The organism is Spongiibacter nanhainus, assembly GCF_016132545.1.
Classification (GTDB): domain Bacteria; phylum Pseudomonadota; class Gammaproteobacteria; order Pseudomonadales; family Spongiibacteraceae; genus Spongiibacter; species Spongiibacter nanhainus.
Genome location: NZ_CP066167.1, coordinates 2,148,291 through 2,167,700, shown reverse-complemented (window position 1 = coordinate 2,167,700; position 19,410 = coordinate 2,148,291). Strand labels below are relative to the sequence as shown.

17 protein-coding genes and 2 tRNA genes are annotated in these 19,410 nt (G+C 57.7%); 16 read left to right on the top strand and 3 right to left on the bottom strand.

Annotated features, from left to right (window positions below):
* Positions 1 to 43 precede the first annotated feature (43 nt).
* The 12 genes from I6N98_RS09940 to pgsA all read left to right on the top strand — a co-directional run bounded on the left by I6N98_RS09940 (position 44) and on the right by pgsA (position 12,451).
* Positions 44 to 2,347, top strand: coding sequence for a DNA internalization-related competence protein ComEC/Rec2 (locus I6N98_RS09940; RefSeq protein ID WP_232787593.1), 2,304 nt, complete (start codon positions 44 to 46; stop codon positions 2,345 to 2,347).
* Between the two features lie 62 nt (positions 2,348 to 2,409).
* Complete coding sequence (locus I6N98_RS09935) at positions 2,410 to 3,102, top strand: MotA/TolQ/ExbB proton channel family protein (RefSeq protein WP_198568217.1); 693 nt, start codon at positions 2,410 to 2,412, stop codon at positions 3,100 to 3,102.
* On the top strand, positions 3,099 to 3,515 hold the full coding sequence (locus I6N98_RS09930; protein ID WP_198568216.1) for an ExbD/TolR family protein: 417 nt from the start codon (positions 3,099 to 3,101) through the stop codon (positions 3,513 to 3,515). Before I6N98_RS09935 ends, I6N98_RS09930 begins: the two co-directional genes overlap by 4 nt.
* A gap of 22 nt (positions 3,516 to 3,537) precedes the next feature.
* Positions 3,538 to 5,373, top strand: a complete 1,836-nt coding sequence (gene msbA / locus I6N98_RS09925; protein WP_198568215.1) for a lipid A export permease/ATP-binding protein MsbA — start codon at positions 3,538 to 3,540, stop codon at positions 5,371 to 5,373.
* Entirely contained in the window at positions 5,370 to 6,380 is a 1,011-nt protein-coding gene (gene lpxK, locus I6N98_RS09920) for a tetraacyldisaccharide 4'-kinase (protein ID WP_198568214.1), read from the top strand. Before msbA ends, lpxK begins: the two co-directional genes overlap by 4 nt.
* On the top strand, positions 6,377 to 7,168 hold the full coding sequence (gene kdsB / locus I6N98_RS09915) for a 3-deoxy-manno-octulosonate cytidylyltransferase (protein WP_198568213.1): 792 nt from the start codon (positions 6,377 to 6,379) through the stop codon (positions 7,166 to 7,168). The genes lpxK and kdsB overlap by 4 nt, the downstream gene beginning before the upstream one ends.
* Complete coding sequence (locus I6N98_RS09910; protein ID WP_198568212.1) at positions 7,165 to 7,644, top strand: low molecular weight protein-tyrosine-phosphatase; 480 nt, start codon at positions 7,165 to 7,167, stop codon at positions 7,642 to 7,644. Before kdsB ends, I6N98_RS09910 begins: the two co-directional genes overlap by 4 nt.
* Positions 7,641 to 8,675, top strand: coding sequence for a UDP-N-acetylmuramate dehydrogenase (gene murB / locus I6N98_RS09905; RefSeq protein WP_232787302.1), 1,035 nt, complete (start codon positions 7,641 to 7,643; stop codon positions 8,673 to 8,675). The genes I6N98_RS09910 and murB overlap by 4 nt, the downstream gene beginning before the upstream one ends.
* Positions 8,665 to 9,261 (top strand): alpha-ketoglutarate-dependent dioxygenase AlkB family protein, encoded by a 597-nt coding sequence (locus I6N98_RS09900; protein WP_198568211.1) that lies wholly within the window; start codon positions 8,665 to 8,667, stop codon positions 9,259 to 9,261. Before murB ends, I6N98_RS09900 begins: the two co-directional genes overlap by 11 nt.
* 46 nt (positions 9,262 to 9,307) lie before the next feature.
* On the top strand, positions 9,308 to 9,949 hold the full coding sequence (gene uvrY, locus I6N98_RS09895) for a UvrY/SirA/GacA family response regulator transcription factor (RefSeq protein WP_198568210.1): 642 nt from the start codon (positions 9,308 to 9,310) through the stop codon (positions 9,947 to 9,949).
* Between the two features lie 27 nt (positions 9,950 to 9,976).
* A complete protein-coding gene (gene uvrC / locus I6N98_RS09890; protein WP_198568209.1) occupies positions 9,977 to 11,824 on the top strand; it encodes an excinuclease ABC subunit UvrC in 1,848 nt (615 codons plus the stop codon).
* Between the two features lie 72 nt (positions 11,825 to 11,896).
* A complete protein-coding gene (gene pgsA, locus I6N98_RS09885; RefSeq protein ID WP_198568208.1) occupies positions 11,897 to 12,451 on the top strand; it encodes a CDP-diacylglycerol--glycerol-3-phosphate 3-phosphatidyltransferase in 555 nt (184 codons plus the stop codon).
* Positions 12,452 to 12,533: 82 nt separating this feature from the next.
* Here the strand turns inward: pgsA and I6N98_RS09880 are convergent.
* From I6N98_RS09880 to I6N98_RS09870, 3 genes are all read right to left on the bottom strand, one after another.
* A tRNA-Cys gene (locus tag I6N98_RS09880) sits at positions 12,534 to 12,607 on the bottom strand.
* Positions 12,608 to 12,855: 248 nt separating this feature from the next.
* Positions 12,856 to 12,931 (bottom strand) — tRNA-Gly (locus I6N98_RS09875).
* A gap of 97 nt (positions 12,932 to 13,028) precedes the next feature.
* The gene (locus I6N98_RS09870) at positions 13,029 to 13,613 is read right to left on the bottom strand and encodes a hypothetical protein (RefSeq protein ID WP_198568207.1); all 585 of its coding nucleotides are present in this window, start codon (positions 13,611 to 13,613) and stop codon (positions 13,029 to 13,031) included.
* A 294-nt stretch (positions 13,614 to 13,907) separates the two neighbouring features.
* On the opposite strand from I6N98_RS09870, the gene I6N98_RS09865 reads away from it, so the two are divergent.
* From I6N98_RS09865 to I6N98_RS09850, 4 genes are all read left to right on the top strand, one after another.
* On the top strand, positions 13,908 to 15,059 hold the full coding sequence (locus I6N98_RS09865) for an IS4 family transposase (protein WP_163696818.1): 1,152 nt from the start codon (positions 13,908 to 13,910) through the stop codon (positions 15,057 to 15,059).
* Between the two features lie 66 nt (positions 15,060 to 15,125).
* The gene (locus tag I6N98_RS09860) at positions 15,126 to 15,602 is read left to right on the top strand and encodes a hypothetical protein (RefSeq protein ID WP_198568206.1); all 477 of its coding nucleotides are present in this window, start codon (positions 15,126 to 15,128) and stop codon (positions 15,600 to 15,602) included.
* Positions 15,586 to 18,168 (top strand): CFI-box-CTERM domain-containing protein, encoded by a 2,583-nt coding sequence (locus I6N98_RS09855; protein ID WP_198568205.1) that lies wholly within the window; start codon positions 15,586 to 15,588, stop codon positions 18,166 to 18,168. Before I6N98_RS09860 ends, I6N98_RS09855 begins: the two co-directional genes overlap by 17 nt.
* Before the next feature lie 889 nt (positions 18,169 to 19,057).
* Complete coding sequence (locus tag I6N98_RS09850; RefSeq protein ID WP_198568204.1) at positions 19,058 to 19,393, top strand: HNH endonuclease; 336 nt, start codon at positions 19,058 to 19,060, stop codon at positions 19,391 to 19,393.
* Positions 19,394 to 19,410: the final 17 nt, after the last annotated feature.

The following is a 19,410-nucleotide window of genomic DNA, read 5'->3' as shown; positions in this document are numbered from 1 at the left end:
CGTTCTGCCACGGTAACACACTTGGGAGACCAGCTTGTTAGGGATGACGGGCGCTGCCACAGGGATTGTGGCCACGGCTTTTTTACCGACTTTGCCGCCATGGTGGATTTACCTGGCGCTCTTGGTCGCGCTCACACTGCTTAAATTGTGCGCACATATTCCACGTTGCTACCTCGTGGCAACGATGTGCTGTGTCGGCGCCTTGTACGCCTCCCTCCACGGCCATTGGCGTCTGGCGCAATTACTGCCAGCGGCGCTGGAGAAGCAAGACCTATCCCTCCGGTTTGAAATAGTCAGTCTGCCCGAGCGTCGCGAGGCGAGCGGCGGTTACTATCGCTTTGATGCCAGGCTGCTGCCCGGCCAGTGTTACGGCGATCAAGTGTGCCCCCCAGGGCGCCCCAAATTCCGTCTGAACTGGTACACCGATACGCCACCCCAGCCGGGTAGTCACTGGCAGGCCCAGCTTCGCCTTCGTCAACCCCGGGGTTATGCCTCTCCGGGCGCCTTCGATTACGGGCGATGGCTATTTGCCAGGGGTTATTCCGGCCTGGGATATCTCCGAGATACGCCGGCACCGCGACAAATCCGGGCCGGCGCCGCCTCGCTTCGGCAACAGTGGGTAGAGCAGCTAAGAGGGGCTTTGGCACCCTACGCCAATCAAGGGCTGATGCGGGCGCTGTTATTTGCTGACCGGGAGGGCATCAGCCCGGTGCAATGGCGGCAATTCTCTGCAACCGGTACCAGTCATCTTATGGCTATTTCAGGGATGCACATTGGCATGGTGCTGAGTTGGGGCTTGGCACTGGGCTGGTTCACGCGCTTGCTCGTTCCCCATGCCCGTTGGCGACTGTGGCTGACCCTCGGCCTGGGGGCAGCGAGTGCCACCAGCTACGCCTGGTTGGCCGGCTTTACGCTGCCCACCCAGCGCGCCTTGATCATGGCGGGATCGGCGCTACTGCTGTTGGCTCAGCGCCGGTTTGCCTCACCCTGGTCAGCCTGGTCCCTCGCCTTGTTGTTGGTGCTGATATGGCAACCGCTGGCGGCTCATCAAGCGGGCTTTTGGATGTCCTTTATTGCCGTGGCCTGTCTTATTGGCGGGCTGCAGGGAATGCGGACGGTGGGCGGTCATTGGCAACAAGGACTGCGCGCACAAACAGTAGTGGTACTGGGTCTGGTGCCGGTACTGGCGCTCTGGGGCTTTGGCGTTAGCCTGTGGGCCATTCCCGCCAACCTGATTGCGATTCCGGCTGTGGCGCTGTGTATTTTGCCCCTGCTGATCATTGGTCTCATTGCCGAATTATGCCCCGGAGTCAGTGCTGCTCCAGTGTGGACGTTGGCCGATCAGGCCTTGGGACTTATGCAGCGATGGTTATCGTATCTCGCGGAATTCGGTGGCGTTTGGCAAGCCCCAGTCACTGGTTTATCTATGCTGATCGCAGTGGTGGCGGTAATCCTGTTGTTGATGCCTAGAGGGGTGCCTGGCCGGCTGTTGGCGCTGCCAATGGTGGTTGCCCTGTTATATTGGCCCGCTGAGCGGCCGCCGCCGGGGCGGGTATGGCTGCATGTATTAGATGTGGGGCAGGGCTTGTCGGTGTGGGCGCAGACCGCCCGCCATAATCTGCTGTTTGATTTGGGACCGGCCTATGACAGTGGGTTTAATACGGCGGATACGGTGGTGGTGCCGGCCATTCGCCGCGGCGGCATTGATCAGCTTGATACGCTTGTGATCAGTCATGCGGATACCGATCACCGGGGCGATAGTGAGGCATTGTTGGCATCACTCCCGGTGGCGCGAGGTGTCGCGGGAGAGCCCTGGCCCGGGCAGCCCGAGACCCTTCCTTGGGTATCTTGTTACCACTTACCTGTATGGCAATGGGATGGGGTGGTATTTCGTTTTCTGGGTAGCCCACTCATTGATGGTGGCAACAATAATCGCTCTTGCGTGCTGCATATCGAAACTGGGCAGGGTGCAGCGCTGATACCTGGGGATATTGAAGCCAGCCGGGAAGCTGCGCTGCTTGCCCGCTATGGCCAAGATCTGGCCAGTGACCTGCTGATCGCCCCTCACCACGGCAGTAAAACCTCATCCACTGAGGACTTTATCGATGCCGTGGCGCCCAGTGTGGTGGTCTTTTCTGCGGGCTACAAACACGCCTACGGCCACCCGGCAGAAGCCGTTGTGGCAAGGTATCAGCGTCGCAACGCCTGCCAGATTAATACTGCCTACAGTGGCACAGTGACCTTTGAGCTAGGGGATAGCGGTGCCCGAGTGAGAAATTGGAGTCGGCGCCACCGTTACTACTGGGAGGCCAAAAGCTCCCCACCATGCGCAAAGGCTGAACCGTAAGCCTTTCTTCTAAGGCGATTCACTCCGTATAATGACTGCACAAAAATAGATAGGATCAAGACGTGCTGGAACTGGTGAAAGCGGGCGGCTGGCTGATGCTGCCCATCATAGTGTCCTCCATTATTGCCGTGGCCATTTGTGTAGAGCGTTTTTTAGAGCTCAACCCGGATAAAGTGGCCCCCCGCGGCCTGCTCAACCAAGTGTGGGGCTGGCTGCAGAACAAGCAACTCAATGCGGAAAGAATGCGTCAGCTGCATCGGGGCTCACCACTGGGCCGCATCATTGCCGCCGGCCTTAGCAACGCCAAGTATGGCCGCGAGATCATGAAGGAAAGCATCGAAGATGCCGCCAGTCATGTGGTGCACGACCTGGAGCGCTATTTGAACGCCCTGGGCACTATCGCTGCGGTGGCGCCGCTGTTGGGCTTGCTTGGCACCGTCGTGGGGATGATCAAGGTGTTCAGCGAGATCATGATTCAGGGCACCGGCAACGCCGCAGTGCTGGCGGGGGGCATCTCCGAGGCCTTGATCACCACTGCCGCTGGCCTGTGTGTGGCGATCCCGGCGATGATTATGCACCGCTACTTTTTGCGCCGTATCGACAGCATTGTGGTGACCATGGAGCAAGATGCCATCAAGTTGCTCAATGCCGTCCACGGCGATGCCCAGATTGCCGAGGGGGCCACTGAACGCAGTGGTGGAACCCGAGCTGAACCCAGCGGTAAAGCGTCCAATTCGGAGCCGGCGGCGTCGTGAATTTTAAGCGTCAGCGCCCGGAAGAGGGCGGCATTAACCTAACGCCCCTGATCGACGTGGTTTTTTTGCTGCTTATTTTCTTTATGGTGTCCACCACCTTCACCAAAGAAACCCATATCAAACTGGATTTGCCCCAAGCAGAGGGCGAAGCCGGTGCCGAGGCCAGGGACAATATTGAAGTGGTGGTGTCGGCGGACGGTCGCTACCGGGTTAACGAAGTGGCGCTGGCCTCAGCGGACATCGGCGATTTGATGACCGCCATGGAGCGCGCTTCCGGCGGCAATACCGAGTTGCCAGTGGTCATCACCGGCGACGCCAAGGCTCCCCACCAGGCGGTGATCACAGCGATGGATGCCGCGGGTCGGATGGGTTTTGTCCACCTTAGTCTCACCGCCCGTCAACCGGACGGCTAAACGCCCTGTTTGTGAATAATTAATGAGTAAAAACGAGAGAGATATAGTCACTTACGGGCGGCTTTTAAAGTACGTTATTCCTTTCTGGCCTCTGTTTGTGATGAGTGTGCTGGGTTTTGCCCTGTACTCTGGTGTGCAAGTATTGCTGGCTGACATGATGCAGCTGATCGTCGATTACATAGGCCAAAACATCCGGCCCGGTGAAGGCGGTGTCAGCGCCAAAATCATGTGGGCCTTGGGTGGCGAAGATTTTAATATTGCCAACGCCCGGGGCTGGATTGTGGTGGCGCTAATTACCCTGGGCGTGCTGCGCGGCGTGGGTTTCTTTTTGGGTAACTACTTTATCGCCGGAATCTCCCACCGGCTGGTCCATGTGCTGCGCTGCCAGCTGTTCGATAAAATGCTGGTGGTCCCCACGGCCTATTTTGACCGCAATTCCAGCGGCACCATGATTTCCAAAATCACCTTTAACGTCGAGCAGGTCACCGGCGCGGCGGTCAATGCCATGAAGGTAGTACTGCGGGAGGGCACCTTTGCCATCGGGCTGATTGCCTACCTGCTGTACATGAACTGGAAGCTGACCATGGTGTTTTTTGTGGCGCTGCCGCTGATTGGGCTCACGGTGTATTGGGTGGGCAAGCGCTTTCGCAAAATCAGCCGCCGTATTCAGAACGCCATGGGTGAGGTCAATCAGGTCACCAACGACAGCATCAATGCCTTCCGGGAGATTCGCCTCTACGGTGGCGGTGATTACGAGAATGATCGTTTTACCCAGGCAAGCCGCAAGAATCGCAACCAGAATCTAAAGATGGCCTTTTACAACGCCATCAGCCCCACCGTCATCCAGCTGCCAGTGGTGGTGGCCACCGGCGTATTGATATGGATCGCCCTGGGCCTCACCGGGGAAATGTCACCGGGGTCTTTCGTCGCCTACTTGTCAGCGGCGCTGTTTTTGCCCAAGCCGATTCGCCAGCTGGCGGAGGTGAACAGCGTGATTCAGAAAGGCCTGGCGGCATCCCAGGATATTTTTGCGTTTCTGGATGCCGAGCAGGAGAAAGATACCGGCCAGCATCAGGTGGATCGCGTTCAGGGCAATATCGATATTCGCCACTTGAACTTTGCCTACGAGCCCGACCAGCCACCGGTACTGAAAGACATCAACCTCAGTGTGCCCGCCGGCACCTCGTTGGCCCTGGTGGGGCTCTCAGGCTCGGGTAAGTCGACCCTGGTCAATTTGATATCGCGCTTTTACGACCACAGCAGTGGTGAGCTGCTGCTGGATGGTGTCGACGTCACTGATTATAAGCTCGCTAATCTGCGGGCCAATATCGCCTTAGTAACCCAGCAGGTCACGCTGTTTAACGATACGGTCTACAACAATATCGCCTACGGCGGCATGGCCAGTGCCAGCCGCGCCGAGGTGGAGACGGCTATCAAAGCGGCCCATGCCGAGGAGTTTATCCAGCGCCTGCCCCAAGGCTTGGACACCGTAATCGGTGAGGACGGCATTATGCTGTCCGGCGGCCAGCGGCAGCGTCTGGCGATTGCCCGGGCGCTGCTGAAAAACGCGCCGATCTTAATTCTCGATGAGGCCACCTCGGCCCTGGATAATCGCGCCGAATCCCATATCCAGCAGGCCATGGAAGAGGTGATGAAGGGGCGCACCACCATCGTGATCGCCCACCGCCTCAGCACCATCGAAAACGCCGACCGTATTGTAGTGATGGAAGAGGGGCGCATCATTGAGCAGGGCAGCCACACTGAGCTGATGGCCCTCAACCAACGTTACGCCCAGCTTTATACCAAACACTTTGAAGACGATAGCGAGGCCGGCGAACAACGCGAGGACGGCGAGTGAGCCTGGAATCCTGGCTCACTGAACGCTGGTACGGCCGGCCGGGGCTGCTCTACGGGCTCTTGCCTCTGGAAGGACTCTTTCGCTGCCTCAGCGCCCTGCGCCGCACCCGCCAGCAGCCCCAACACAGCGGTGTGCCAGTGATCGTGGTGGGCAACATCGCGGTGGGGGGCGCCGGTAAAACACCTCTGGTTATCGCCTTGGTGGAGCATTTTAAAGCCTTGGGTTGGCATCCTGGCGTTGTCAGTCGGGGCTACGGGGCACAGCCACCTCACCGGCCATTTTTAGTCACCGGCGCCAGCACTCCACAACAGGCCGGCGACGAACCCTGCTTAATTGCCCAGCGCTGCGGTGTACCGGTGGCGGTAGATCCTGACCGACCGGCAGCGGCGCAATGTCTAGTGGAGCAGGGCTGCGACCTGCTGATCAGCGATGACGGCATGCAGCACTATCGCCTGAATCGCCAGATCGAAGTTGCCGTGATTGACGGTCGGCGGGGCCTGGGTAATGGTCACTGCTTGCCGGTAGGGCCATTGCGAGAGCCACCATCCCGACTCAGTAGTGTCGATATCCTGGTCAGTAATGGCGAATTGCAAGCGCCCCTGGCCGTCAACGCCCTGACCATGAATCTGCTCGGGGGGGAGGCCATCCATTTGGCATCAAAGCAGCGCCGCACCCTGGCGGGTTGGCCACAAGATCAGCGCCGGGTCCACGCCCTGGCCGGTATCGGCAATCCGCAACGTTTTTTTGATAGCCTGAATCAGGCCGGCTTGGCGGTGGAAGCTCACCCCTTTGCTGATCACCACGATTACAGCGTCGAAGACCTAAGTGGCCTGGGTGACAAGCCGCTACTGATCACTGAAAAAGACGCCGTTAAACTGCGGCCATTGCTGGCGTCACGGAAAGATATCGATGCCTGGGTGGTACCAGTCAGTGCCGGCCTTCCAAAGGAATTTTATCAACAGGTAGAGGCACGTTTGGGGGCCTCTACATCTGGAGCTAAACCATGAGTTACACGGTAATTATCCCCGCTCGTTACGCGTCAACCCGGCTGCCCGGTAAGCCGTTGTTGGATATTGCCGGCCAGCCGATGATCCAGCATGTATGGCGGCGGGCTGGGGAAAGTCAGGCTCAGCGGGTCGTGATAGCCACCGACGATGAGCGGATAGAGCTAGCGTGTAAGGGCTTTGATGCCGAAGTATGTATGACCTCCCCCGACCACGAATCCGGCACCGATCGCCTGCAAGAGGTGGTGGCCAAACTGGGCTTGGACGACAACGACATAGTGGTCAATGTGCAGGGAGACGAGCCCTTGCTTCCGGCCAAGGCTATCGAGCAGGTGGCCGATAATCTCGCTGCCCACCCGGACGCCGGTATCGCCACCTTGGTTGAACCCATTACCGATATGGCCAATGTGACAAACCCTAATGTGGTCAAGGCAGTCCTCGATCAATCGGGCTACGCCCTGTATTTCAGCCGGGCGCCAGTGCCTTGGTGTCGAGATGAATGGTGTAGGGATGAATGGTCTAGCGACGACTGGGCGGCGAAAGCACCTCTACCAGCCAGCAGCCAATACTGGCGCCATATCGGAATCTACGCCTATCGGGTGGGCTTTCTCCACCAGTTTGTGCGCTGGCCCATGGGACAATTAGAAGGGCTGGAGCGCCTGGAACAACTGCGGGCGCTGGAAAACGGCGTCCGGATTCATGTCGCCCCGGCAGCGGTAGAGATTCCCGGAGGCGTGGATACCGGCGCCGATCTGGCCGCGGTGCGGAAAATACTGGAGGCGGGCACATGAGACGGGTGTTATTTGTATGCCTGGGCAATATCTGCCGCTCGCCGACTGCCCACGGCATCTTCCAGCAACGTGTGGAAGAGGCCGGTTTAGGCGAGCGCATTCACATCGATTCTGCCGGCACCGGGGATTGGCACGTCGGCCGTCCGCCGGATTCACGGATGCAAGAGGCGGCGTTGCAGCGCGGCTATGACTTGTCGCCGCTGCGGGCCCGGCAGGTCAGTGCCGAGGACTTTCACCACTTTGACCATATTCTCGCCATGGATAACAGCAACCTTGCTGACCTCCGGGACATACAGCCCGCCGGTGGCGCTGAGCCCCGCTTGCTTCTTGACTATGCCAGAGCCGCTGACACCAGCGAAGTCCCCGATCCTTACTATGGCGGCGAAGCGGGCTTTTACCAGGTAATCGATCTGGTGGAAGACGCTGCCGAAGGCTTACTGAAGACCTTGCGGCAGGAGCTGGGTGAATTGTCGTGAGTGTCGCCCTGACCGTACAACGCGATGTCAGCCTGCTGGGGCGTCACACCCTGGGGACGCCCGCAAAAGCGGCGTTTTTTGTGGAGGCGGACAGCCAAGATACTCTGGTCAAGGCCCTGGACTTTGCGCAACAGCGCGATCTCGATGTAGCGATTTTAGGCGGCGGCAGTAACTCCGTGTTCGCCGGTGATTACCCCGGTTTGGTTATTGCTCTGACCATGACCGGTTTGGAGTGTCAGGCTGAGGGCGAAGACCGGGTGTTACAGGTCGCCGCCGGCGAAAACTGGGACCAACTGGTGCGCTACTCATTGAGTCAGAACTGGTTTGGCCTGGAAAACCTTATCGCGATTCCCGGCTCGGTGGGCGCCGCGCCCATACAGAATATTGGCGCCTATGGCGTGGAAGTGGCCCGTTTTATCGATTGGGTCGGTGGGTGGGATCGTCTCAACGACTGCGCCCGCAGGCTTACAGCTGAAGAATGCCGCTTTGCCTACCGGGATAGTATCTTTAAAGGCGAGCTGCGGGACCGTTTTATTATCACTGAGGTGGGCTTGCGGCTATCAACCCAGGCGCGGGTTGAATGCAACTACCCGGCATTGCAGGACGCATTGAAGGGGATGGAGCAGCCCAGTCCGCAGCAGGTCGCGGAGGCGGTGGAAGCGGTGCGCCGTTCCAAATTGCCCGATGTGGATCACGAGCCCAATGTTGGCAGCTTCTTTAAGAATCCTATAGTGGACAGCGCTACTGCAAAAAGACTGTTGTCTCAGCACTCTGAATTGGCACACTGGCCCATGGCGGGTGGCCGAGTGAAACTGGCGGCGGCTTGGCTGGTAGACCGGGCGGGTTGGCGCGGCCATCGACAGGGTGGGGTGGGAGTTCACCCCAAACAAGCTATCGTGTTAGTTAATTACCAGAGCGTCGATGGCAGTGAGGTGTTATCCCTTGCGGCGGCCATTCAGGCCGACGTCCAGGAGCGCTATGGTGTGATATTGGAAATTGAGCCAAGGGTTTACCGAGGCCATGCGGCTTAAATCCCTACCGGGTGCAGAAACCATCCCCTTGGTCGGTGGCGAGCTAGTCTACCTGCCCAACTATGTGGCGGAGCCCGATTCGCTGAAAACGGCACTGTTGGCAGTGCCCGGATGGTATCAGCCCCAGCTTCAGGTCTTTGGCAAGTACCACGCGACGCCCAGGCGAGTACATTTTGTTGGCGATGCCGGTGTGCAGTACCGATACAGCGGCCACCTGCATCGGGCAGAGGGTTGGCCCCCGGGGCTGGCGACGCTGCGGGATCGTCTTGAGGAGGATTGCGGGCAGCGTTTTAACTGCGCGTTGCTCAATCACTACCGGGACGGCAACGACACCATGGGTTACCACAGCGATGATGAAACGGCGCTGGGCGACAACCCAACCGTGGCCTCGGTCAGTTTGGGGGCGGAGCGGGATTTCGCGCTAAAACCCAAGCGTGGCGGCCGGGCGCAGACCCTGCCTTTGGCATCGGGGTCATTGCTGCTGATGTTGCCGCCGATTCAACGATACTGGCGTCACGCGCTGCCCAAGCGTGCAGGGGTAGGGAAGGAACGGGTAAATATTACCTTCCGTCGGATCATCGACTGAAAAGGCCGAAATTGCTATTGTTTTGGCTAATGTGTTGGGGAAATCTATGATCACCGTTCTCGTTGCTGACGATCACGCCATGGTGCGGGAAGGCATTGTCCGCATGCTGGACGATGCCGCCGATATCACGGTGCTGGATCAAGTATGCAGCGGCGAGGAAGCGATCAGCTACTGCCGTAAGCATCATCCCGACGTGGTCATTATGGATGTGCGCATGCCTGGCATCGGTGGCCTGGAAGCCACGCGTAAATTGCTGCAGGTGGCCCCGGATACTCACATCATCGCCCTTAGTGCCTGTGATCAGGAGCCCTTACCCAGTCGCTTGATAAAGGCTGGCGCCGCAGCCTATCTCACCAAAGGAGCGTCTGAGCAGGAAATGCTCACCGCCGTTCGCCAAGTGGCGGCGGGTAAACGCTACCTCAGTCCGGCCATAGCCCAGGCAATGGCACTGCAGGGCTTTGGAGGCGACGGTACGCCCTTTGACAGCCTTTCCGAACGGGAGATGCAGATCAGCATGATGGTGGCTACCTGTCACAAGGTCCAGGATATTGCCGAGCGTTTGAATATCTCTGCCAAAACGGTAAATAGCTACCGCTATCGGGTGTTTGAAAAGCTCGATGTCAACGGCGATGTAGAGCTGACTTTGCTGGCCATACGCCACGGCTTGATCGACTCACCGCTCAATTGAGCTGGGCTTGTCCCCGACACATTCGCAATGACTGATCACTCCACAAACGGCTTGCCCAAGTTTGACGCCAAGCGCTTCCTTAGCAATGTTACCCGCAAAACCGGGGTCTACGTTATGCTGGATAGCGCAGGTGAGGTGCTCTACGTGGGCAAGGCGAAGAACCTTCGCAATCGCCTCAGCAGTTATTTTCGCGCCAGTGGACTGACCAGTAAAACCATGGCCTTGGTGTCCCGCATCGCCCAGATAGAGGTGACGGTGACCGCCAGCGAAGGCGAGGCCCTGCTCCTTGAGCAGAATCTGATCAAGGAAAACAAGCCGCCTTACAACATTCTGCTGCGGGACGATAAATCCTACCCCTATATCTACCTTAGCGATCATCGCCATCCGCGACTGAGCCTGCACCGGGGGAGCAAACGGGGTAAGGGGCAGTACTTTGGTCCTTACCCCAGCGCGTCGGCGGTGCGGGAAAGCCTGAACTGGCTGCAAAAGGTTTTTAAGGTGCGCCAGTGCGAAGACAGCTACTACCGCAACCGCAGCCGGCCGTGTTTGCAGTATCAGATCGGCCGCTGCACCGGCCCCTGCGTCAACATGGTTAGTGACGACGACTACCAGCGGGACGTTCACCACACCGCGCTGTTTCTGCAGGGCAAGAACAGCGACCTGCTGGCGGAAATGGCCGACGATATGGAGGCCCACGCCGCCAACCTGGAATTTGAGAAAGCCGCCGAGCTGCGGGATCGCATCACCTACCTGCAACAGGTCCAGGCCAATCAGTGTATTGAAGGGGAGAGTGGCGACCTGGATATTGTCGCCGGTGTGCTCAATGCAGGTGTGTGCTGTATCCAACTGCTATATGTTCGCAAAGGGCGGGTGCTGGGCAGCCGCAGCTACTTCCCCAAAAGTCGGCTGGAAGAGGGCGTAGAAAGCCATGTCGAGGCCTTCTTGGCTCAGCACTACCTTACCGGCAGCGGCGCCATGGAAATCCCCCGGGAAGTGATCGTAAACGTAGAATTACCCGATGCCACGCTGCTGGCGGGCGGTCTCAGCGAGCGTGCCGGCCGCCAGGTGGCAGTCTCTCACCGGGTGCGCAGTCATCGTGCCAAATGGCTCAACCTGGCGGTGACCGCGGCTGAGCAGAATCTCCGCAATCGCCTGGCCGCTTCAGAAAGTATGCTGGGCCGCTACCAGGCTCTGGCGGATGCCTTGGAACTGGACGAGCCGCCCCAGCGCCTGGAGTGCTTTGATATCAGTCACAGCAGCGGCGAAGCCACCGTGGCCTCCTGCGTGGTGTTTGACAGTAACGGGCCTTTAAAATCCGACTACCGCCGATTGAACATCGACGATATCGCGGCAGCCGATGATTATGCCGCCATGCGCCAAGCCCTCACCCGGCGCTACAAGCGAGTGACAGCAGGAGAGATCCCCATGCCGGATGTGCTATTTATTGACGGTGGCAAAGGCCAGCTCAACCAGGCCAAAGAAGTTATGGCCGAACTGGGCGTCGATAATCTCTTGATGGTGGGCGTCGCCAAAGGCGCTGACCGCCGCGCCGGCCTGGAGGTACTGATTCGCTCTGACGACGACCGGGAAGTGACTCTACCCGACAACAGCCCAGCTCTGCATTTAATACAGCATATCCGCGACGAGTCTCACCGCTTTGCCGTAACCGGCCACAAAGCGCGGCGAGACAAAGCGCGCCGTACCTCCGGCCTTGAGGCTATCCCCGGTGTTGGCGCCAAGCGCCGTCGGGAGTTGTTGCGTCACTTTGGTGGTTTGCAAGGGGTAAAGGCCGCCAGTATAGGCGACCTGAGCCGGGTGCCGGGAATCAGTGATAAATTGGCCAGAGACATCTACGAAGGCCTGCGCAGTGAGTAGCGTCTCAATCGCCTCTATCGTTAGCTGCAAAGAGCCTCTAAAATTGCCGTTGGTTAAAACAATGAGTGCCTTATGACCGTCCCCAACGCGCTGACGCTGTTCCGTATTATCCTGATCCCCATCTTTGCGGTGGCGTTTTATCTGCCCATTCCCCAAAGTTATGTGATCACTGCAGCGCTGTTTGGCCTTGCCGGCCTGACCGACTGGCTGGATGGTTACCTGGCGCGCCGCCTCGGACAAACCACTGCGCTGGGGGCCTTTCTCGACCCGGTCGCCGACAAACTCATGGTAGCGGTAGCTCTGGCGGTACTGATTGAGCGTTTCCACGTGTGGTGGTTCACCCTGCCGGCGGTGATCATCATCGGCCGGGAGATTGTTATTTCGGCGTTGCGGGAGTGGATGGCGGAACTGGGCAAACGCACCAGTGTTGCAGTTTCTTGGCTGGGTAAGGTCAAAACCACCGCCCAGATCGTCGCCATAATCGGCTTGCTGCTGGTGCCGCCGGGTCGTTATCCGCTGCTGGATGGGCTCAATCTAGTTTTGCTCTATGTGGCGGCGATTCTGACGCTATGGTCCATGGTGATGTACCTGAAAGCGGCCTGGCCGGAATTGCGTGAGAACAACTAATTATCAGATGGTTTTAGGCCGGAGAGGGCGCCTAAACCGGGTGAGTGGCTGGTCACTGGATTGAGGTAAACCTAGGGAGGAATGGAGGCGCGGGTCGGAATCGAACCGGCGTACACGGAGTTGCAGTCCGCTGCATAACCACTCTGCCACCGCGCCTTTGGGTCGTTTTAATCGTACACCGTGGGTGTACGCCGGTTCGACTTAACCGGCTCTTTGTCTGTTTCGCCGCGGGCGCTGGAGTTGCAGTCCGCTGCATAACCACTCTGCCACCGCGCCTTTGGGTCGTTTTGGTCGCACACCTAGGGTGTACGCCGGTTCGACTTAACCGGCTCCTTTCTATTTCGCCGCGGGCGCTGGAGTTGCAGTCTGCTGGATGAGCAGCTTGCCACCGCGCCTTTGATTTTTGGAGCGGGAAACCGGGTTCGAACCGGCGACCTCAACCTTGGCAAGGTTGCGCTCTACCAACTGAGCTATTCCCGCTTGGTGAGTACCGCACAGGGCGGTAACTCAGGAAGGCGCCTATTCTAGTGTTTCGCTTGCTGCTGTCAAGGAAAGTTGCTGATTTACCTTCGCTTTTTTAGCTGGCCAGGCTGCTGTAGCGTTTGGCGCTGCGCTGGGCGTGGGTGCGGCAAAACATCGACCAGCTCATGGGCATTTTCTCCTGCCAGCGCTGTTCAAGATTGCTGAGGGGGAAGGGTAGGCCGCCCTTGCTGCGCCAGAACAACCACTCGGAGTGGAGGTGCGGCGTGATACGGTTAGCCACCTGAGCGGCCTCGGGGCTGAGGTGGTGGTTCACCAAATCCCGGCGCTTGAGGTGGACCACCTCACCCAGGCTCATGCCCTCGCACAGGGCAAACAGAATCGCAGCGCGCTCGCCCCGCTCAAAGCGGCTAAGCAGGTAAGCGACGTCGGTCATGGTTTCCAGCTGCCGGGGTAGTAACTGGCTTTCATCTCTGACCCAGCCGCTCTCTACCGCCTGTTCAGCGGCGATTTGCAGGCGGTGAACGGCATCTTTGCGGGCGGCGACGCCGTCCATCATTTCGATCCAGTCCAAGGCAGCGACGATTTCGGCTGGAGCAACTTGCTTAACGGCTTGATTATAAAAGGGGCAAGCGCGAAAGCAGCTAACATCAACAAAGCAATTCAGGTCAGAAAATATCATGGCAGTGTCTAACGTTTTTTGTATGTGGTAGGTATTGTTACTGACTTGACTAGTGCTAGCAATGAAAAAAACCGACAAAAATGAGGCACAAGTCGCATCTTTTTCGCTCATTGTGTTGCTATTACCCACTGCTTGCATTGTGGGTATTCCCTACAGCCTCACCCAGTCCACCGAATTAACATAACAGTCACATCATTGCTGTCCCATAAATCAGACATAAAAAAGGCTTGAATCTCAACAAGTTGCTACAATGGATGTGCGACCAAACACTGTAAAAACAGGGAGATTCAAGCCTTGGCACATCATAACACGGTATTTTCTCAATTGTTGAAACTGGTATCGAGACATGAATTTGAAACCCTCGCCAAACAGCACCACGAGGGTCAAAAGTTGCGCAGAATGTCGCGCTGGTCTCAGTTCGTTGCGCTGAGCTTGGCACAACTTTCTGGCCGATCCAGCTTGCGCGATATCGTCAGTAATCTGTCTGCTCAAGCAGCCCGGCTTTACCACCTCGGCGCCGGCAATGTGACGAGAAGCACCCTTTCCCGCGTCAACGAAAGTCAGCCCTATACGCTTTACGAAGCGCTGTTTCATAAGCTGCTTTCCCGCTGCCACGGCGTCGCACCAAAGCATGGATTTCGTTTCGGGAATAAGCTGTATTCGCTCGACTCCACCACTATTGACCTGTGCCTTTCCGTGTTTCCCTGGGCAAAATTCCGCCGCACCAAAGGAGCGGTAAAAGTGCATATTGGCCTTGATCATGATGGGCTCCTTCCCAGCTTCGTCAGCATTACCGATGGGAAAAAGCACGATGTCACTATCGGTCGCGTTCTTGAATTCCCTGCCGATAGCATTGTGGTCATGGATCGCGCCTATACTGATTATTCATGGTTTAACGCCCTGAATGATAAAGGAATTTTCTTTGTTACCCGGCAAAAGCGTAATGCCACGTACCGTATTATTGAACGCCGCGAAATCATTAAATCCAAAGGCCTGACCTGTGATCAGACCATTGTCATCACCGGCACTAAGGCAAAGGCTTGCCCTGTTCCTTTGCGCCGGATTGGTTTCCGTGATCCTGATACCGGTAAGCACTATGCGTTTCTGACCAATAACTTCCACCTTGCCGCCAAGACCATTGCCGATATCTACAAATCCCGCTGGCAGATCGAATTGTTCTTCAAATGCATCAAGCAAAACCTGAAAATAAAATCCTTTGTCGGCACTTCCAAGAATGCCGTCATGACCCAGATTTGGATCGCTATGTGTGCCTATCTACTGCTGGCCTGGATTAAGTTCAGCAGCCAAATTGATCGCAGCCTGCAGCAAATGATTCGCCTCCTACAGCTCAATTTATTTGAGCGCAGAGAGTTGCTGCCTTTGCTGAGAGGTGATCCTCCAGAGCAACTTAACAACACCATTCATCCGCAGCTCTGCTTGCTATGAATATTTGTGGGACAGCAATGCAGTCACATAAAACATACGCGCGGCATTTATCAGGGTGTAGCGACGGTGGCAGTTAATAAATTCACCATAGTGATCTTCGCCGGCCTGGCAATCATAGGCTCAGGGGCATTGTTGGTTTTGAGTTCTGGTGGATTGCAATCGGAGAGCGCGTCCCCGGTCGGCGAGAAACCGCTGTCTCTCACCATCATGTTCGACCAACCTCTGCTAGACTGGGCCAAAACACCGGGTAAAACTTGGCCAGCTGCGTCGCGGGCATACACCCGCTCGGAAGGCGACGAATCACTACTGCTGGTGGAGTTGCGTCACCAGGCGGGTATGTCAGAGAGTGTCGCGGCGTCATTGCGGGAATTGAATTACGTTATCGACTCCATTCGACCGGCCTACGAGCGGATTCTGGTGTGGGTCAAAGATCCGGCGCAACTGCGCAGTGTCGCCGGCATAGAGGGTGTCACCTTCGTGTCACTTAATACCGATCCGTCGATAGAGGCGAGGAGTCGACTGAATAATGAGGTTTTCCACTAGCGTTTATCGGTGGGCGATGTGCGCGGCCCTGGTGGCCATGCCGTTGTGGGCGTCGGCCAATGCTACAGACACTGGCGCCGTCCGCGACAAGTTAGACAGTCATCTACAGCAATTCCGCCAGCAATGGCGCAGCGAAACACCCGCCATACCATCGGTATGGCCGATAACCCGTTCAGCGACGTCAGTCAAAGCCGATAGAGGCCTGCCCGTCATCGCTGAACTCGGCGCGCTAGGCCGGCAGGCCCTGCCAGAAGCGCTGGCGTCGATTCCTGCCGCTAAGCTGATTTCGATTTCCGACAATGGTCGCTGGGCCACCCTGCGGGTGACATCGCCATCCGCTCTGGATGCCCTGGCCAACACGCCCGCTATTGAATCCCTGCGCTATGAGCCGCCTGCCATCACCCGGGTGGGCTCTGTTACCAGCCGGGCCGCGACGGCCATGCGGGCGCCCATTGCGCTGGGCGACGCTGATGCCGACGGCAGCGGGCAGAGGGTCGGCATTATTTCTGACAGCCTCGCCGTGACCCCGGTGGTGCGAGATGCCAATACCTTACCTGCCAGCGGTCAGTCCGGCATCCTGACCGGCAGCCGCCCGCAAGACTCGGGTGACCTGCCGTTAGCGGTAGAACTGATCGCCGAGGGCGAAGAGGACATGAGTGTGGACGAAGGTGCCGCCATGGCGGAACTGATCCACGACATCGCCCCTGGCGCAGACCTGTTATTCCACACCGCTGGTGTGAACCGTTTTCAACTGGCAGACGCCATCGACGCCTTGTGCACCACCCACAACAGTAGCATTGTGGTGGACGACATCCTGTTTTTGACCGAGGCCATCTACCAGGATGACAGCCCCTCCCAGGCGGCCAGCGAATGCTACCAGCGCGGCGTTCCTTATATTACCGCCGCCGGTAATGAAGGGGACCAGAGCTACCGCTTTGTTTATAGCGATAGTGCCCCCGGCATCGATGAACCGGGCGAAAACCGCAATGCCCCCAGCGGTAACGACTTACACAATTTCTCGCCCCAGGGCTTTCCCGACAGCTACCTGTCATTTCAGCTGCCCAGCTTCAGTTCTGTCTACGTGGTGTTGATGTGGAACCAGCCCTTCGACTCCATCAGCGACGGGCGCGGTGCACAAATCGACCTGGACCTCTACGTCACCCGCGACGCGACGGCTGCGGCTCTGGATGAGCAGAGCAGTGACTATGTCGGCAGCAGCACCAACCAACAGGGTCGTACCGGGCGGCCCCGGGGTGATGCGGTGGAATTTGTATTGGTGGAAACTGGTGCCAGTGCCGAAACCTTTCATATCGCGATCGAGCACTTTAACGGCAGCCAGGAGAGCATTCCCCAACAGCCGGGCGTGCCCCTCGAGTTCCGCCTGCTGATTACCGGTGCCGATGTAATCGACACAGAATACGACTTTAATGCGCCCTCCATCTGGGGCAGAGGCCACGGTACCGGCGTTGCTGCCGTCGGCGCCGTCGCCTGGTGGGAATCCCCCGAATACTTCCCCAATCGCTACGACTCAGCTCGAATCGACCCGGAGAGCTTTTCTTCACGGGGTGGCACCTACACCATCCAGTTTGATACCCAGGGCAACTACGCCCCCACCCAGCGCACCGTGCCGCACTTTGCCGCTGTCGATGCCAGCAACAACACCGTATTGGGTTCGCCTTCGTTCTCTGTAGCACCCGAGGATGGTGAGCCAGACAACTACCTTAACTTCTACGGCACATCCGCTGCCGCCGCCAATGCCGCCGGTATCTACGCGCTGTTGCGCCAAGTTCATCCCACTGCGACACCAGACCAACTGCGAGAGGCGGTAGAGGACAGCGCTATCGACGTCACCGGTCGCCGGGCAGCGGTCGGCTACGACGACGTCAGTGGCCACGGTTTAATGGATGCCGCCGCGGCATCAGCCCTGCTGGCAACACGACTCAGTGCCGGTGACGGCGGAGCAACAGACGGTGGCGCTAGCGATGGCGGTACCACAGATGGCGGGACAACGGACGGTGGAGCCACAGATGGAGGCGCAACAGACGGCGGTGCTAGTGATGGTGGCACCACGGATGGCGGTACTGGGGATTCCGGTAGCACCGACGGTGGTACTTCAGACGGCACGACAGATGGCGGCGCGTCGGACGGCGGCTCTTCCGGTGGTGGGAGTGGCGACAGTGGCGATACCGGGGGTGACCAGGCCAGCAATTCTGGTGGCTCAGGCGGTGGAGGAGGCGGGGGCGCCTGCTTTATCGCCACCGCGGCTTATGGCAGCTACTTGGCGCCGGATGTGAAAGTACTCCGGGACTTCCGCGACCACGTCTTGCTGCCTTATGATTTTGGCCAGAAGCTGGTGGCAATGTATTACCACTATTCACCGCCCATCGCCGATAAAATCGCCGCATCCCCGGCGCTTCGCAGTGTCACACGGGCGGGTCTCAGCCCCTTGGTATACAGCCTCAAATACCCCTATGCCAGTCTAATTCTGCTCTGTGGCGTCCTGATCGCGCTGGTGATTCGCCGCCGGCGCGCGCAAGCCGTTGATTTTTTACGGGTTCGCCTTTAGACTTCTGCGCCTCTGTCGGTACCGACAGCACCTCTCAGCGAATCCTTCGCGCATCCTGCCCGGGTGGTGAAATTGGTAGACACAGGAGACTTAAAATCTCTAATGTCAACTATTTTTAGGAGGTGGCAATAGGGTTGAAGGCCACGCAGCATAAGGCTTTCAGAAGGATTTAAGCTTTACGGTTAATTTGAAAATGGCTCGCTAGGTGTCAAATAGGGGCCACTAGAACCAAAGAAGATGTAACAAGCCTGGTAAAACCAGGCAAATGTAAGACCACGCCCGAGTGGTGAAATTGGTAGACACAAGGGACTTAAACAATTTGAGCCCTCCAGGGGAAACCCTGAAGGTGAAGCCCGTCAAACTCGGCGAAAGCCCTGGGTTCGTATTGAATCCGAGCCAACGCCGAGCCAAGCCCTAAGGTAGTTTCTTGGGGAAGGTGTAGAGAGCAGACGGCGGGCACCTAAGGCAAAGCGGTTACACGTGGCGCTAGGGTGAAGGCGTGCTCCAGACCACGAACAGCTATCTATATCGAATGCTGGCGGCGAAAGTCGAAGTGGTAAGAAAATCCCTCGACTGGAAACGGTCGTGCCGGTTCGATTCCGGCCTCGGGCACCATATCTTTTATTCGCGTTAACTCAAATCTGATCTAGCAGGCAAAGTACGATTTCGTCAAAACTAGGTGATTGCACCTCAGAGCAGAAGTTTATTTTTGAAGCGATAGTATCTGCTTCCGGTCAGAAGCGGCCGCTCGATCCATGGTCGCCTCCTATAAAATGGTGATGCATGTTTTTTTCGTCAGCTCTCGTCGTCAGCATGTGTCGTTATTGATCTATTTGGGCTGGACCTTCTATACCACTTCCTAGTCGCGTCGGATTTTAGGCTCCCAACGATGGCAGATCGAAAACATATACCTACGGAAACAAAACTGCGGCTGTTTTCGGAGGCTGCAGGTCATTGCCAACGCCCCGATTGCCTCCAGCCTCTTTTCCCCGCAGAAATGGGTGGAGACAAGCATATAGCCGAAATGGCTCATGTGATTTCGCACGGAGAAACGGGGCCGCGCTACGAAGAAAGGCCCGCCGGAGAGTTCGAGGTTGACTCCTTTGAAAACCTTATCCTGTTGTGCCCGACCTGCCATACTATCATCGACAAGGACCCCGACGGATATAGCCCATCCTTCACGACGATTTTTCTGGACGTCGTCGTAATGCAATCAATGCGTTAGAGACCGCTCAAGCCATC

Coding starts and splice junctions, on each gene's coding strand:
- I6N98_RS09940 (WP_232787593.1), top strand. CDS start 44: ATGACGGGCGCTGCCACAGGGATTGTGGCCACGGCTTTTTTACCGACT.
- msbA (WP_198568215.1), top strand. CDS start 3,538: ATGAGTAAAAACGAGAGAGATATAGTCACTTACGGGCGGCTTTTAAAG.
- kdsB (WP_198568213.1), top strand. CDS start 6,377: ATGAGTTACACGGTAATTATCCCCGCTCGTTACGCGTCAACCCGGCTG.
- I6N98_RS09910 (WP_198568212.1), top strand. CDS start 7,165: ATGAGACGGGTGTTATTTGTATGCCTGGGCAATATCTGCCGCTCGCCG.
- I6N98_RS09900 (WP_198568211.1), top strand. CDS start 8,665: ATGCGGCTTAAATCCCTACCGGGTGCAGAAACCATCCCCTTGGTCGGT.
- uvrY (WP_198568210.1), top strand. CDS start 9,308: ATGATCACCGTTCTCGTTGCTGACGATCACGCCATGGTGCGGGAAGGC.
- uvrC (WP_198568209.1), top strand. CDS start 9,977: ATGACTGATCACTCCACAAACGGCTTGCCCAAGTTTGACGCCAAGCGC.
- pgsA (WP_198568208.1), top strand. CDS start 11,897: ATGACCGTCCCCAACGCGCTGACGCTGTTCCGTATTATCCTGATCCCC.
- I6N98_RS09870 (WP_198568207.1), bottom strand. CDS start 13,613: ATGATATTTTCTGACCTGAATTGCTTTGTTGATGTTAGCTGCTTTCGC.
- I6N98_RS09855 (WP_198568205.1), top strand. CDS start 15,586: ATGAGGTTTTCCACTAGCGTTTATCGGTGGGCGATGTGCGCGGCCCTG.
- I6N98_RS09850 (WP_198568204.1), top strand. CDS start 19,058: ATGGCAGATCGAAAACATATACCTACGGAAACAAAACTGCGGCTGTTT.